13 protein-coding genes are annotated in these 15,556 nt (G+C 44.3%); 9 read left to right on the top strand and 4 right to left on the bottom strand.

What is annotated here, in order from left to right; all coding sequences use genetic code 11:
- Nucleotides 1-32: 32 nt before the first annotated feature.
- Nucleotides 33-1,139, bottom strand: coding sequence for an acyltransferase family protein (locus tag ACEZ3G_RS06535; RefSeq protein ID WP_432424642.1), 1,107 nt, complete (start codon nucleotides 1,137-1,139; stop codon nucleotides 33-35).
- A gap of 168 nt (nucleotides 1,140-1,307) precedes the next feature.
- Here ACEZ3G_RS06535 and ACEZ3G_RS06530 point away from each other — a divergent pair, with 168 nt between their 5' ends.
- The 5 genes from ACEZ3G_RS06530 to ACEZ3G_RS06510 are packed head-to-tail and all read left to right on the top strand — an operon-like array spanning nucleotide 1,308 to nucleotide 7,559.
- Entirely contained in the window at nucleotides 1,308-2,039 is a 732-nt protein-coding gene (locus ACEZ3G_RS06530; RefSeq protein WP_432424641.1) for a phytanoyl-CoA dioxygenase family protein, read from the top strand.
- Between the two features lie 7 nt (nucleotides 2,040-2,046).
- Nucleotides 2,047-3,549: a S10 family peptidase gene (locus ACEZ3G_RS06525; protein WP_432424640.1), complete on the top strand. Its 1,503-nt coding sequence runs from the start codon at nucleotides 2,047-2,049 to the stop codon at nucleotides 3,547-3,549.
- Between the two features lie 7 nt (nucleotides 3,550-3,556).
- Complete coding sequence (locus tag ACEZ3G_RS06520; protein WP_432424639.1) at nucleotides 3,557-4,519, top strand: MBL fold metallo-hydrolase; 963 nt, start codon at nucleotides 3,557-3,559, stop codon at nucleotides 4,517-4,519.
- Between the two features lie 5 nt (nucleotides 4,520-4,524).
- Nucleotides 4,525-5,391: a fructosamine kinase family protein gene (locus ACEZ3G_RS06515; RefSeq protein ID WP_432424638.1), complete on the top strand. Its 867-nt coding sequence runs from the start codon at nucleotides 4,525-4,527 to the stop codon at nucleotides 5,389-5,391.
- Nucleotides 5,392-5,450: 59 nt separating this feature from the next.
- Complete coding sequence (locus tag ACEZ3G_RS06510; protein WP_432425152.1) at nucleotides 5,451-7,559, top strand: pyrroloquinoline quinone-dependent dehydrogenase; 2,109 nt, start codon at nucleotides 5,451-5,453, stop codon at nucleotides 7,557-7,559.
- 69 nt (nucleotides 7,560-7,628) lie between these two features.
- Here the strand turns inward: ACEZ3G_RS06510 and ACEZ3G_RS06505 are convergent, their stop codons facing one another.
- Nucleotides 7,629-8,873, bottom strand: coding sequence for a hypothetical protein (locus tag ACEZ3G_RS06505; RefSeq protein ID WP_432424637.1), 1,245 nt, complete (start codon nucleotides 8,871-8,873; stop codon nucleotides 7,629-7,631).
- Nucleotides 8,874-8,982: 109 nt separating this feature from the next.
- Here ACEZ3G_RS06505 and ACEZ3G_RS06500 point away from each other — a divergent pair, with 109 nt between their 5' ends.
- Complete coding sequence (locus ACEZ3G_RS06500; RefSeq protein WP_432424636.1) at nucleotides 8,983-10,053, top strand: family 16 glycoside hydrolase; 1,071 nt, start codon at nucleotides 8,983-8,985, stop codon at nucleotides 10,051-10,053.
- Nucleotides 10,054-10,257: 204 nt separating this feature from the next.
- Here ACEZ3G_RS06500 and ACEZ3G_RS06495 read toward each other — a convergent pair whose 3' ends face one another.
- Nucleotides 10,258-10,434: a hypothetical protein gene (locus ACEZ3G_RS06495; protein WP_432424635.1), complete on the bottom strand. Its 177-nt coding sequence runs from the start codon at nucleotides 10,432-10,434 to the stop codon at nucleotides 10,258-10,260.
- Between the two features lie 41 nt (nucleotides 10,435-10,475).
- Here ACEZ3G_RS06495 and ACEZ3G_RS06490 point away from each other — a divergent pair, with 41 nt between their 5' ends.
- The 3 genes from ACEZ3G_RS06490 (at nucleotide 10,476) to ACEZ3G_RS06480 (ending at nucleotide 14,938) form a co-directional block, all read left to right on the top strand.
- Entirely contained in the window at nucleotides 10,476-11,537 is a 1,062-nt protein-coding gene (locus ACEZ3G_RS06490; RefSeq protein ID WP_432424634.1) for a Gfo/Idh/MocA family protein, read from the top strand.
- 192 nt (nucleotides 11,538-11,729) lie between these two features.
- Entirely contained in the window at nucleotides 11,730-13,244 is a 1,515-nt protein-coding gene (locus tag ACEZ3G_RS06485; RefSeq protein ID WP_432424633.1) for an acyl-CoA synthetase, read from the top strand.
- Nucleotides 13,245-13,411: 167 nt separating this feature from the next.
- Complete coding sequence (locus ACEZ3G_RS06480; RefSeq protein ID WP_432424632.1) at nucleotides 13,412-14,938, top strand: sodium:solute symporter family protein; 1,527 nt, start codon at nucleotides 13,412-13,414, stop codon at nucleotides 14,936-14,938.
- Nucleotides 14,939-14,941: 3 nt separating this feature from the next.
- On the opposite strand, the gene ACEZ3G_RS06475 is transcribed toward ACEZ3G_RS06480, so the two are convergent.
- Nucleotides 14,942-15,382, bottom strand: coding sequence for a DinB family protein (locus tag ACEZ3G_RS06475; protein WP_432424631.1), 441 nt, complete (start codon nucleotides 15,380-15,382; stop codon nucleotides 14,942-14,944).
- Nucleotides 15,383-15,556: the final 174 nt, after the last annotated feature.

Genomic DNA, 15,556 nt, shown 5'->3' with positions numbered 1-15,556 from the left:
GGTCAGTTACCAAATATTAGTAGATTTTAAGCTCATACTTTGAAATACACCCTCTTTTTGTCAAGAAAATAGGTGATATACCAAAATATGAACAGCACGAAAAGGGCGTTGATGACCATAATGACCTTTTCTGAAACTCCTATCGGGGCAAGTAGTCCTTCCGTCCAAATCTTGCCAAAATCTCGAAACCATTGCGCTCCAACCGTTTCGGCAAACAAATAGATAAAAATGGAGTTGGTGCCCACCACCGAAAAGATTTTGAGCCATTTGTTATGGTTGTTTTTTACATCGATCGCCCAATAGAACAAGGCCAAGGTCAAAATTGCGATTCCTCCCGAAGCCAAGGTAAACGATGTGGTCGCTATCCTTTTGATAATAGGTGTGATGTTCAACAAATCCATGGCAAACCCTAAAATCAAAATAGCGGCCCCCCAAATCAAGAAGGGTCTTAGCTTCTCTTTCGGCGAAGCATCGGAAAGTAAAATCCGGCCACAGACTACGCCCCAAATGGTATGTGCGGCGGTAGGTATAAAATTCACGAAAACCCAATACCCGTTGTTTACCTTGCCCATGACCAGCATGTCTATATAAGAGCCAAAACTATCATGCCCCTGTACGTAGGGCGCTTCCGGGTTGTAGGCACGGTATAAGATTTCGGTAAGCACCAACAGGCCCACTGATATTCCGATCTGTGTTTTATTCGGCAGGTTCATAATGGCATACGCGATAAGAATGGTAAAGGCCAATTGCACCAATACGTTCCAAAGCTCCCAAACCAACTCGTGCGAATAGACACAATGCAACAATGCCCCGAAGGCAAAAAGCAAAAAACAGCGTTTGAAAATATGTCTTGTAGCTTCGGAGCGGCTACCGGACGCCAATCTTTTGCGAAGGGAAAAAGGCATGGCAACCCCAACAATGAACATGAAAAAAGGTTGGATCAAATCCCAGAATCGGAGTCCGTTCCAAGGATGATGGTGCAATTGATGGGCCAATCCCGAAAACACTGTCCCATCGGTCAATTCAGTGAAATTATGGTGAAAGCCCGCAGCTTCCGCAATGAGCAAAAACATGGTAAGTCCTCGAAAAACATCCAAAGAGAACAGACGTTTCGAAACATTGTCGCTGAGTTGAGACATGGCTTGGAAATTTTGGTGGTTATTTCCCCTAATGTAGAAAAAATATTGCCATTTCCATTAATGTGCCAATCTATTCTGCAGTTTCCTTTTTATGGCTATCTTAGTTTTGTGCAGACTCAGCCTCAAAACTATGAGAGCCTCCAAATTAATTCTTGTAAATATCAGACCATGCAACAGCTCAATGCTAAACAAAAGACTTTTTTTGACGAAGAAGGCTATCTGGTCGTTGAAAATCTATTAACTGTAGAAGAAACGGCCTATTACAGTAATCTTTACGCTTCATTTTTAGACAACCGTATCGATGCCTCAAGATACCGTTCAGACCTTTCAGGCGGTGATAATAAAGAAGAGAAGATTACCCAGATAATGGTACCCAGTAAGTTGGTTCCTGACCTGGTACATAAACCTTTGCACCAAAAAACCCTTGCAATGGCGAAAGAACTTATGGGCAACGATATTGAGCTCGACTTTGATATGTTGATCAATAAAGCCCCTTATACCGACACCATAACCCCTTGGCACCAAGATGCCGCTTATTGGATCGACATGCCCGATAAAAGGGCAGCAAGCTGCTGGGTCGCCATTGACCATGCCTATAAAGAAAACGGCTGCATGTGGTACACCCCGAAGTCGCATTTATCGCCCATATTGCCCCACGAGCAGACCGGAAACAAAGGCGCCTTGAAATGTGAGGGAAGCGAGGAGAATTCCGTATACATAGAGCTTCGGCCCGGATCATGTGTCTTTCACCAAGGAGGAACATTGCACTATAGTCGAGGTAACTCCACCTCGGATAATAGAAGGGCATTCATCACCAACTTTCGGCCAAAGGCCATGATCCAACTCGAACGGGAAAAAGGTGTCGACCACACCGGAGAAAGACAAATTAGAACCAAATAAACTTACAATGACCAGAAAAATATTGATCGGGCTATTTTCAATCTGTTTATTTTTTTTAAACGCGCAAGAAGGTGAAAAAGAAAAAATCAAACCCATTCCAAGGGCGAAGTCATTCGTGACTTCGCATCAAGGTATTTTCGGCGGCAAGACCATCAACTATACCGCAACGGCCAAAGAAACCTTTCTTATCGACAAAAAAGGGGATTCCATTGCGTCATTTTGGTCTGTGGCCTACACAAAAACCCCGATTGGGGACGTTCGTAAAAGACCCGTGACCTTTGTTTTCAACGGTGGGCCCGGATCTGCATCGATGTGGCTTCATATGGGCTTCTTCGGCCCAAAAGTGGTAAAAGTGGATTCCGATGCAAAGCAAGATGACGGTGCCGCACCCTATAATTTGGTAAAAAACGAGCATGGTTTGCTCGACCTTACGGATTTGGTGTTCATAGACCCCGTAGGAACGGGCTATAGCCGCTTGGTCGGAAAAGGAAAAGACAAAGATTTTTACGGTTTAAAGGAAGATGTCGACTCTTTTGCCCAATTCATTCGAAAATGGGTAACCGACAATGAGCGTTGGTTCTCTCCAAAGTATTTGGCGGGAGAAAGTTATGGAACCACCCGTGCCGCTTATTTGGGAAAAGCACTTGAGGGTTCTGGGCAGAACATGGCCCTGAACGGAATGATCTTGATTTCTCAAGCCCTCGACTATGCCGGATCGACCTCGATCCACCATAATATGACATCGTACATCACATATCTGCCCAGTATGGCGGCGACCGCTTGGTATCATAAAAAGGCGGGTCAGGGAAAGACTTTGGAAGACTTTGTCGAAGAGTGTCGGCAATTTACATACGACGCTTATACCGCAGCACTTTATAAGGGAAATCTTTTGGACGACTCTGAAAAAAATGCCATAGCCGAAAAACTGAGCTACTTCACGGGATTGGACAAAAAGTATATTCTGTATTCAGACCTACGGATTTTAATGGGGCGTTTTCAAAAAAAGCTGTTGGAAGACAAAGGTCTGGCCATTGGGCGATTGGATGGGCGATTTATGGGCGACGAAGCCGACAAAGTTTCCGAAAGCCCGCATTTGGGCGACGCAGCAAGCTATCAGATCAGTTCGGCATATACCGCTGCATTGAACCACTACTTCGCATCTGAGCTAAACATCAAAATGGATAGGCCCTATATTACCTCTGGAGGAGGCAGCGGTTGGCGCTGGAGAACGGTGCCCGACAGTCAATATTGGGAGCCAATGCCCGTAAATACGGCACCCTATTTGGGGGAGACCATGCGTCGCAATCCGGCGATGAAGGTTATGGTCGCCAGCGGGTATTATGACCTGATTACCCCCTTTTTCGACGCTGAATACACCTTTGCCCGCAACGGAATCGTCACTGATCGTGTAAAAATGACCTATTATGAAGCCGGACACATGATGTACACGCATGAACCCGATCTAATAAAACTCTCCAATGATATAAGAGAGTTCTTAACGACCAACTAATACGCTTTTGATAAAGACATTTTGTAGCATTCTCCTCGCCGCAACGGTAGTCCCGTTGTTTGCGCAAAATTTACCCGAAATCAAGGACGGTTTCAAGGATGGTGATGATGTGTCGCTCGTCATTTTAGGCACCGTACAAGATGCTGGCTCTCCCCACATTGCCTGTCAAAAAGAATGCTGCATTGAACTTTTCGATAATCCGGATCCGGAAAGAAAAGTCGTTTCGTTAGGATTGATAGATGCCCAAAACCGAAAAACCTTCCTTTTTGAAGCTACACCCGACATTGCCGAGCAGTTAAAAATATTGAAAAACACCGCTTTTAGGGACGCTCCAGAAATACCGAACGCAATCTTTCCGACTCACGCCCATATCGGTCATTATACGGGGCTAATGTATTTGGGCAAGGAGGCGACAAACGCACGAAATGTTGCCGTTTATTCAATGCCCAAAATGAAAGTCTTTTTGGAAGAAAATGGGCCTTGGAGCCAGTTGGTTTCCAATAAAAATGTCGAATTAATGCCTATTTCCGATGGGCAGAAACTCGTGTTGGCCCCGAATATAACCATAGTGCCATTTACCGTTCCACATCGCGATGAATATTCCGAAACCGTAGGTTACCGTATCATCGGACCCCATAAAAGTGTGCTTTTTATTCCCGATATCGATAAATGGGGAAAATGGGAGACGAACATAATCGATGAAATAGCAAAAGTGGATTATGCCTTTCTTGATGCCGCATTTTACGATGCCGAGGAAATCGACAATCGCGATATTTCTGAAATTCCACATCCTTTCGTTATTGAAAGTATGGCACTGTTTAAGGATTTACCATCTTCCGAAAAGCAAAAAATCCATTTTATACACCTCAATCACACCAACCCCTTACTGAAACAGGAAAGTCCGCAATCGCAGAAAGTCTTGGAAAAAGGATTCAATATTGCCCGTTTCCGTCAGAAATTCAAACTTTGATTTCAATGGACGAACATGTTAAGGTCACCATTGGAAACTTGTTGAGCGTTACCGTTGAGCGGGTTCGGCCAATTTCAGGTGGCGATATTTCCCAAGCTTTTTTATTGGAAACAAAAACGGACCGTTTTTTCTGCAAGACAAATCAGGGCGCTAAGATCTATGAAATGTACTTGGCCGAAAAAAAAGGATTGGAAGCGATTTCGCGAACGAATACGATTGCGACACCAAAAGTATTGCTATGCGAAAAAATGGAGACAGGGGCATTTCTGTTGATGGAATATATCGAGCCGAAAAAAGCGTCTCGAAAAGACATGGAGCTTCTTGGACACCAATTGGCGGCATTGCACAAAGTATCGGGGGTCGAACAGTTCGGTTGGGATAGCGACAATTTTATAGGTAACCTACCACAAGCAAACAAAAAGTATTCCGTTTGGGCCGATTTTTATGTTTTTGAAAGATTGCTTCCCCAAATGAAAATGGCGCTTGCCAAAAATCTTCTGCAATATTCTGAAATTCCTTCGGAGGAAATCCTGTTAAAAAGTTGTTCGAATCGCTTCCCCTACGACCTAAAACCTTCACTTTTACATGGCGACCTATGGGGCGGTAACTATCTGATTTCGCAAGATGGGATTCCGTACCTTATCGATCCTGCGGTTTATCACGGGCATCATGAGGTCGATATTGCCATGACCCGATTGTTCGCAGGATTCGATACTGCTTTTTACGATGCATATTCAGCACATTTCCCGAAAATTGGAGGTGAAACCGCCCGCAATGCGATTTATCAACTGTATTATTTGCTGGTGCATTTGAATTTGTTCGGCGGTTCGTACAAAGAAGCTGTTACGACTATATTGAAAAGGTATTTTTAATTATTTTTAGTGATTACACGCTGTCGATCATGGTCTTTTGCAAATACTCGTTTGTGCTGATGGTTTTCTCTTTGGTCATTTTGGGCTGTAGCCCATCCGAAGAAAAAAACACCGAAAAAAAAGAATATAAAACTTGGTCGTCTTACTTGGGCGATCCGGGTCGAAGCCATTACTCCACCCTTTCGAAAATCACAAAAGATAACGTCAAAAACCTCAAGATCGCCTGGTCATACGAAGCTGATGATTGGGGACAAATGCAGATGAATCCTTTGGTTGTCGACAGTGTTTTATACGGGGTAACCGCGGCACTTCGGGTCGTTGCGCTGAACGCCGGAACGGGTAAGGAAATCTGGCAATTCGGCGATTCCGAAAAGGTGTGGCACTCGACCAGTCGGGGGGTGTCCTATTGGGAAAAAGAAGACGACAAGCGGATTTTGGTAACCCGTGGCCCAGATCTTTTTGCATTGGATGCCCTGACCGGAAAACCGATTCCTTCCTTTGGAAATAATGGAAAAATCGATTTGCGTTCCGGAATGCCCGAATCGGCCAAGGAGAAATTCGTCATTTCGAACACCCCCGGAGCCATTTATAAAGACCTTATTGTGATGCCTTTGCGCTTATCGGAAGGCGAGGGAGCGCCATCGGGCGATATTATGGCCTTTAGTGTCGTTACCGGAGAATTGGCCTGGGTATTCCACACCATTCCCCATCCAGGGGAGGAAGGCTATGAAACGTGGGAAAACAAGCAAGCCTTTAAAGACGATCTTGTCGGGGCGGCCAATAATTGGGCCGGTATGGCCGTCGATGAGGAAGCCGGTATCATTTATGTGCCCACAGGTTCTGCCGCGCCCGATTTTTATGGGCGTAATCGCTTGGGGAGCACTCTTTATGCAAACTGTCTTTTGGCGTTGGATGGAAATACGGGCGAACGCATTTGGCATTTTCAATTGACCCACCATGATATTTGGGATCGCGATCCCCCGGCCCCGCCCAATCTTTTGACGGTAACTCGCGATGAAAAAAATATTCCTGCCGTTGCCCAAGTGACCAAACAGGGCTACGTTTATGTGTTCAATCGGCTGACCGGGGAACCGTTGTTCGATATTGAGGAAGTGCCCGTACCCGAATCGACTTTGGAAGGAGAAAAGGCCTGGCCCACACAACCGATCCCGACAAAGCCCAAACCCTTTGCCCGACAGTCTCAGGATTTGACGGAAAACGATATCAGTCCGTTTGCCGAAAACAAAGAGGAGTTATTAAAGATTTTTAAGGAAAGTGATAAACGACAATACGCACCGCCCGCTTTGACCCGGGGGTTTTTACTTCCGGGCTATGATGGGGCGGCTGAATGGGGCGGGGCAGCAGTTGATCCCGAAGAGGGCATTCTCTATGTCAATGCCAACGAAATGGCTTGGAACATACAAGTTGCGCCCGCAGACGAAGTGGCCGAAGGGATGCCCTTGGGCGAGGCGACATACCAAAAATACTGTGTAAGTTGCCATCAGGCTGACAGAAAAGGTTTGACGGCCAGCGGTTTCCCGTCGCTATTGGATCTGCAATTACGTAAGGAAAAAAAGGAGGTGGCCACCATTATCCTTAAAGGTAAAGGGATGATGACGGGCTTTCCGCAAATAAAAGACGATGAAAAAGAGGCGCTTTTACGGTTTTTATGGGGCGAGGAAGTCAAGCACAATGTCGTTGAAAAAGACAGAGCTGACAGCATCAAATCCAACGGTGCGATTAACTACAAACACACCGGTTACGACAAATTTCTAGATAGCAAAGGTCTGCCCGGCATTAGTCCACCGTGGGGCACCCTGCATGCCATCGACTTAAATTCTGGAGAATATCTTTGGTCGATTCCCTTTGGGGATACTCCCGAATTGGGCGAGAAAGGTAAGGGAACGGGCACCGAAAACTACGGCGGGCCCGTTGTTACCGAAAACGGATTGTTATTTATCGGTGCCACACGCGACGGTTATTTTCGGGTTTTCGACAAACGCACGGGTGACATTCTTTGGGAATATAAACTTCCGGCAGCGGCCTTTGCGACCCCGGCCATGTACGAGGTCAACGGAAAACAATATATCGCCATTGCCTGTGGCGGCGAGAAATTAGGCGCGGAAAAAGGAAATCAGATTGTGGCGTTTGCACTGGAAACCCCTTAATCTCAAAGTTGGAACAAAGTTGTTAATGAAGCTTTGCAGAAAATAAGAGGTATCAATTCAAAAAAGTGTTTACTTCAAGGACAACAACACATTCCCTTTGCTTGACAGATGCAGATCTTTAACCTCTCCCGATCCATTGAACGAAAAACGAATACCGGCAAGTTTGCCGAAGTCATCGATAAGATCGGTTTCAAACACCATTTTATCTTCCAAATAAATGGACAAACGATTGTCAACATTTATTACTCGAATATTTGACCATTCTCCACTTTCAACTGAAAGGTCAGATAGGTCATTTTCTTCTCCATCTATCACAAGACTGCCAAGTCTTAGTGTGTTTTGGGAAACACAGCCGGGCACACTGAACGGAACTCTTATAAATTTTTTGGTGCCAAAGAAAATGAGCTTTCTAAATTCACATGGCACTTTGCCCGACTGTGTGTTAAATCGAACATTAGCCTTGAAGTCAAAATTTTCAAACTCAAACTCAGGATTCGCGAAAGCATTAAAAAATTCAAGTGATACTTCATCCGGATGTATTAGGATGTCATTATGGACATCGGTAGAAATCCTTAGCACTGAATCACTTTCAAATTCATTTTTCCGCAAATATCTGGGCGGTTTTGTTTCATTCAAATATGAAATCGCCGACATCCATCCGTCAGAAGGAATGAACAAATCCTTTTCTGAGACTACAAAGCCATTTACCAACAATTTGGCATTATAATAGCCGGGATACTCATAATAATGTGTAAATATCGTATTCGAAGGATTGACTTTGTGGCGTTTGGTGGAATCCCAATCTTGCTGAATTTCAACAAAATTGGCATCGACTTTTGTGACATCGTATTCGAATACAACCGTATTTGGCAATCCGGTGGTCACTTTTTTTATAGAAAAGGATGTTTTGGAAGGATCTATAGATTGTGTTCCATGATTTATGAATGAAACAGCTGCCACAGTCGCCATCAATACCAATACGCCAAGACCGTAAATGAAAATCTTCTTTTTTGAGATTTGGCTTATTGGTTCTTCAGGTTTCTTGACGGTCCAACGATAGTCCATATAGCCTTCGTAACCTAAAAATGCCGCTATGGCATCTAAAGTTGCCGGCGCAGGTTTATTGTAATAAGCCACCTTTCCTAGAAATCTTTTAAGAGTGGACACGCTTAATTGAATCGATGTGGTTTCAAATATTTTTTCGCTTAACCGTTCAAAATTACGAGTGCTCCAATGAGCTGCCTCGCCCCAATTTAGATGATCTACCAACTCTGATTTTAACCTTTCGATAGCAGTATTGTCGAACTCGTTCATAGTGGCAAAATACGGTCATTTAAAGCGATTGGTCATGCTTGAACAAAACATGAACAGTAATGAACACGGCTTTTATCGTTCAATTTCGATATTTGATAAAAAATTTCAAATGAAAAATACAATTATAATTTTCTTATTCTTTAATGCCTTTCAAGTATTTGCTCAGGTTCAAGTGCCGATCGTATCAAAGGAATGGTCTTTTGTGGAGCGCGAGCCAAGGCGATTTGAAAATAAACTTGGCAACGAAGCGGTCTATCTAAACGGGCAGGCTTCACTTGAGAATGTAAAATTTCAGGATGGTATCATCGAATTTGATTTCATGGCAGAAAAACCCCGGGCATTCGCGGGACTATATTTTAGGGCGCAAGACCGTGGAAACCATGAAACCTTTTATGTACGCTTACACAAATCAGGATTTCCGGATGCGATTCAATACAACCCCGAGTTCAATGGTGAATCTAATTGGCAATTGTACAGAGAGCATCAGGCCGTGATCAATTTCAATCCCAAGGAATGGAACCATATAAAAGTAGAATTTAGGGGTTCTGAATTAAAAGCGTTTCTCAATGGGATGCCCGAACCTATATTGCATGTGGCTAATCTCCGAAGAAAAGACAAAAAAGGGTTTATTGGCTTTTACAGCTTTCTAGGGGCCTACTTTTCAAATTTCAAATACACCCAATTCTCAGAAACTACGCCATTCAATCAGCATGAAAAGTATGACCCTGATGTAGTTCGCGAATGGGAGCTCAGCAAAACCTATGAGATTTCAAAAATGGATGTAAATCAATATCCCAAAACTAAAAAACTAGAATGGAAAATTTATTCCGCCGAGCCTTCAGGGCTTTTGAACATCAATAAACATCGCAGAAAAACAAGTTCAGGAAACTTCGAGGAAAATCCGGTGAATGTTGTTTGGGCACGATATAAATTTAGGTCTTCAGAACCGGCTGTAAAAAAGCTGTCTTTTGATTTCAGTGATGACGCGGTCGTTTACTTTAATGGCGCCAAGTTATTTCAAGGAAAAAACAGTTTCAGGGCAAAAGGGCCGACTTTCAGGGGTGATATGCTCATCGATGGAAACACGCTCTTTCTAAACACGAAAAAAGGAGAAAATGAAATCTTGGTTGCGGTATCGGATAAAGCGAACGGCTGGGGAATTATGGCAAAAATTGAGTGATACTAATACCTGAACTATGCCATCACCATGTTCTCAAAACATAATAATGCGAAGGCAGCTGCATGAGCGCGCCACTTCAATTGGAAGTTCTAGTTAATAATAATTTGCGTTCTTTGCCGACCGTAGCATATCCACTAATCTTCAATCTATTTTTTGGCCAATCGGTCACATAGCGTTTCAATATTAAGCTACCCTTGTCTCGGACTAAAAACTTATTTTCGTCTCATCGGCAATCAAAAAGAGAATGTTGGGTTTTGCTTCCGGGTCGTTTTCAACAGTTTTTTTATCCACATTTCTTCCCGAAAGAAAAAATATCCCCATAACGGAAATAAAAAGATGGCCAAGCAACCTTAATCTTGCGGTTGGTGTTGTCGGTTTCATTGTTTAATTTTCAATCTTATTATTTACCAATATAGGGAATCATGGATAAAATAAGGGTGTTGGTCGTAGGTTGCGGCAATATGGGTGCCTCGCATGCGCGGGCCTACCATCAAATGGAAAATTTCGAAATTGTCGGCCTGGTCAGCCGTAGGCCCGAAAGCAGGGAAAAACTGTCCCAGGAATTGGGCGGCTACCCTACTTTTGGAGATTATAAAACCGCTTTGGAGATCTCAAAACCTGATGCGGTCTCGATCAATACCTACCCCGATACGCATGCCGAATACATACAGGAAGCCTTGAATGCCGATGCCCATGTTTTCGTAGAAAAACCTTTGGCCTTGACCGTTGAAGATGCGCAACGCTTGACCCATCTGGCGCAGGAAAAAGGCAAAAAAATGGTGGTGGGCTATATTTTGCGTGTCCACCCTGCGTGGGCCAAGTTTGTGGAGGTCGCCAAAACCTTGGGCAAACCCCTTGTCATGCGCATGAACCTCAACCAGCAAAGTTCGGGCGACAACTGGTACACCCACAAGCAGTTGATGAACAGCATGTCGCCTATCGTAGATTGTGGGGTGCATTATGTGGATGTAATGTGTCTAATGACCGAATCGGTGCCTGTAAGCGTAAGTGCGATCGGTGCAAGACTTTCTGATGAGGTCGATACCAACATGTACAATTATGGTCAATTACAGGTTCGCTTTAAGGATGGTTCTGTCGGATGGTACGAAGCGGGCTGGGGGCCGATGATGAGCGAGACCGCTTTTTTTGTAAAGGATGTAATCGGTCCAAAAGGTTGTGTCTCCATTGTCGATGAGGCCAAGGGCGATTCCGATAGCGTGGACGACCATTCAAAAACCGGAGCATTGAAACTACATCATAGCGTCATGGATGAACATGGAAATTTTGCCAAACCCGACGAGCTGATAGATACATCCGATGAACCCGATCACGATGGACTATGTCTTTTGGAGCAGGAATATTTTTTAAAAGCGATTCAACAAGACCTGGATATGAGCGACCATTTGCGCGATGCCGTAAACAGTTTACGTATCGTTCTGGCCGCCGACGAGTCTTTCAAGACGGGCAAGACCGTTGAATTGTAGGCCCCTTAAAACAGGGCTGTCCAAAAAAGTCAAATTTGGCTATTTTGTCAGGTTGAGCCTGTCGAAACCGATTTTGATTTTCAACAAGTAAAAGTATTTCGACAAGCTCAATATGACATTTACACTTTCTTTTTTGGACAGCCCTGTTTTTATTGTCATTCCAACGAACGAACAATGAAATATCTTTAACTCATGATCCGACTCATCGAAAGGGCCAAAGACTTCAAAAACAGAACGGCGGTAGTATCCAACGGCGCGTCTTATTCCTACGGACAACTTTTGGAAGCTTCCCGAAATGTCGCGGCCAACTTGTTGGATGGAAAAGACGATCTCAATGAGGCGCGGATTACTTTTTTGGTGCCTCCTTCGTTTGAATATACGGCCGTGCAATGGGGCATTTGGGCCGCTGGTGGAATTGCCGTTCCGCTTTGCGTGCTTCATCCATTGCCATCTATACAATATGTTTTGGAAGATACGCAGGCCGAAATCGTAATCGCCCACAAAGACTATATCGGTTTTTTGAAACCTTTGGAGGCCACAATCGGTATTTCGGTAACCGCATTGGAATCGGTTTTAAAAGAAAATACAACCAGCCTGCCCGATATCGATTCGCGGCGTCGGGCCATGATTTTGTACACCAGCGGCACCACGAACAGGCCCAAAGGGGTCGTCACGACCCATGACAATATCGAGGCACAGATCACGACTTTGGTCGACGCTTGGGAATGGCATAAAGAGGATTATATCCTTAATATTCTGCCTTTGCACCATGTACATGGAATCATCAACGTTATGGGTTGTGCGCTTTGGAGCGGTGCTTGCTGCGAATTCCTTCCAAAATTCGATGCTGAAAAAGTCTGGGAAATTTTCAAATCGGGAAGGTTGACCCTGTTCATGGCAGTGCCGACCATTTATTATAAATTGATTTCCTTTTGGGAAAAAGCCGCTGCCGAAGAACAGAAAAAAATGTCAAAAGCCGCATCGAAATTGCGGCTCATGGTTTCCGGTTCTGCGGCATTGCCCGTACCGGTACTTCAAAAATGGAAGGAAATCACAGGTCAAACCTTATTGGAGCGTTATGGAATGACCGAAATCGGAATGGGATTATCCAATTCGTATCGCGGAGAACGAAGGCCCGGCCATGTTGGATTGCCGTTGCCGGGTGTTCAGATGCGACTGGTCGATTCGAACGACGAAACTGTAGGCGAAAATGAACCCGGGGAATTCCAGATCAAAGGGCCGAGTGTTTTTAAGGAATATTGGAAAAAACAGGAAGCTACACGAAAAGCCTTTACCGAAGATGGCTGGTTCATTACGGGCGATATCGGCATGTTGAACGACGGACTTTATAAAATATTGGGGCGCGATAGTGTGGACATCATCAAATCGGGCGGATATAAAATTTCCGCTTTGGAAATCGAAGATGTGCTGCGAAAACATGAACTTGTTGACGATTGTGCCGTGGTCGGGCTACCCGATGACGAATGGGGCGAAGTAGTTTCGGCCTGCATCGTTTCAAAAAAAGATACTGTGGATTTCAAGCAAATTTCCGAGTGGTTGAAAACGCAATTGCCTGCGTATAAAATACCTAGGAACTACATTGTTAGGAATGGATTACCCAGAAACGTATTGGGCAAAGTAACGAAGAATGAAGTAAAGGAGATGTGGCCCCCTCTAACTCCCCCAAAGGGGGAGAACGCTCGATGAGATTGGAAAACAATAAAACTCAAAATGCCGAACCCGTAACTTGAATACATGGATTTTCTTACTCTATTCCCCTATCTCGGTATCATCGTTCTGGTAATCATCAATGCCGTTTTGGTAATGAAGCGCGATATCACGGTGGATGAAAGCGACCACAACCCCGAACCTTGATGGATTATTTCAGCGAACATTACGTCACCTTGATCCTTACGGCTGTTTATGTCGGTGGATGTCTGTACATCGGATGGCACTTCAAGAAAAAGGCCAACCAGGGGGTTGAAGGGTATTATGTCGCCAAAAGAGAAATTCCGGGATGGGTGATCTCCTTGGCCTTTTTTTCCACCTCTGCGAGTACCAACACCTATATCGGGCAGGCAGGGAAATCTTTTGAATACGGACTTTCTTGGGCTTGGATGGGACTGATTTGGACGGTCTTCTGCATAATCTCGTGGCAACTTTTAGGGCCTAAAATGCGATTTCAGACCGCACGGTTGAAATCGTTTACCATTCCTGATTATTTTCATTTAAGGTACAAAAGCAATCTCGCGAAAAGCATACGGGTGCTGTCGGCGGTCATCATATTGTTCGCAACCTTGTGGTATATGATTGGCATTGCCAAAGGTTGTGCCCATGTATTGACCTCGGTATTGGATATACCTTATGAATATGGTGCATTTGCCATAATCGCGATTACCTGTGCCTACACGATTTGGGGCGGAATGTATAGCGTCTTGTGGACGGATGCCGTTCAAGGTATCATCATGTTCGGCGTGGCCATTTTGATGTTGGCGATTCCGTTCATGTATGTCGGCGGGGTCGATAATCTAATGGAAACCATTCGCAGCACAGATCATTTGACCAAATCAGGAGAACCCATAAAATCAGGGTTGGTGGCTTTTGGCGAACTGGTCTCCTTTTTGTACATCCTGGGCATTGGCCTATCGGTCGGAATGAAACAAATTTCTGAGCCGAAAAACCTGATTCGCTTCTATTCGGTAGACAATGCAAGAAGTATGCGTTTTGCCATGATATGGACACCGGTTTTTTTGGGAATTTCCTTGGTCTGCGTGATGGGCCTCGGTGCCCTGGTACATGGTATGGCCTCAACAGAAGAAGCAAATCTCCTGATAAACGATACCGATGAGGTCGTGGGCTTTATGTTGGATAAATTCGACAACAAATTCGTCAGTGGTATTTGCGTTGCCGGACTTTTCGCCGCCGGAATGTCTTCTTTGGCATCGGTCATTATTATTATCGGAACGGCATTCGTAAAAGACATTTGGCATGTTGCAAAACCAATGTCAGAATCAAAAATCGTTCCCCGAACCAAGTGGTTCATGGTAATCTATTGCGTTATCGTATATGCTATGACGCTCTATCCCATGGCCGGAATCGTTGAATTGACCGCATTTGCCGGTGCGGTTTTCGCGGCCAGTTTTTTTCCGGCCATCTTTGGCGGACTCTATTTGAAGTGGGGCACAGACCTTGGCGCGTTAACTTCGATGATTGCGGGTATGTTGGTGAACATTGTTTGGCGTTTCGCATTTCGGTTCGAGTATGAACCCTTGAAGGATATCCACGAAATCATTCCTGCATTTCTAATCTCAATGCTGACCTATATTACCGTGAGTTTGTTCAGCAAAAAACGCATGCCCGACGAACGGCACTTAGAAGTTGTTTTTGGTAAAACTGTTTGAAATTTATTTAGGTAATCTGTTCTTAACCAATGCTATTTGGCCCATATGATTAGCTTGATGCTCCATAACATGATACCACACCCAATGATAATTGATGCCCTCTTCGATATTGCTCGAAAACCATTTGTCGTCTTTAGTTTTGAGTCCTGCCAAGGTTTTTTCTCGAATTTCATCCCATAAGTCCAAATAGTGTCGAATGGGTTTCCCTTTGAGTACTTTTTTTGATTTATCATTAAGTTCGCCACCAACGCCCAAATGCTCCCGCTCTTCTTCTGTCCATTGCCGTCCTTCCAATGTTTCTATTTGGTAATATGCCTCCGTTGCCACCAAATGCATGACCAAAGCACCAATGCTATTCGCATTTTCATCAAATTCGAAATCGGTTTGCGACTGGTCAAGGTCTTTGACCTCTTCTGTTATCCTTTTCTTCAAGTCTTCCAGCATATTTACCATTATGCCAATATTGGAAGAATACCCAGTCGATGGTTTGATTTCATATTACGCATTCAAAAAGACAAGTGAAAACAAGGGTAGAATAATAGCGATATATCTTCTCATAGATCTAATTATTAAGAAAATCGTTAACAAAATGTGATAGTGTGGTAAGATAGGCGATTG

It is taken from the genome of Meishania litoralis (assembly GCF_042611095.1).
In the GTDB taxonomy this organism is placed as follows: Bacteria; Bacteroidota; Bacteroidia; order Flavobacteriales; family Flavobacteriaceae; genus Meishania; species Meishania litoralis.
This window is presented reverse-complemented; position numbering and strand designations above follow the sequence as displayed.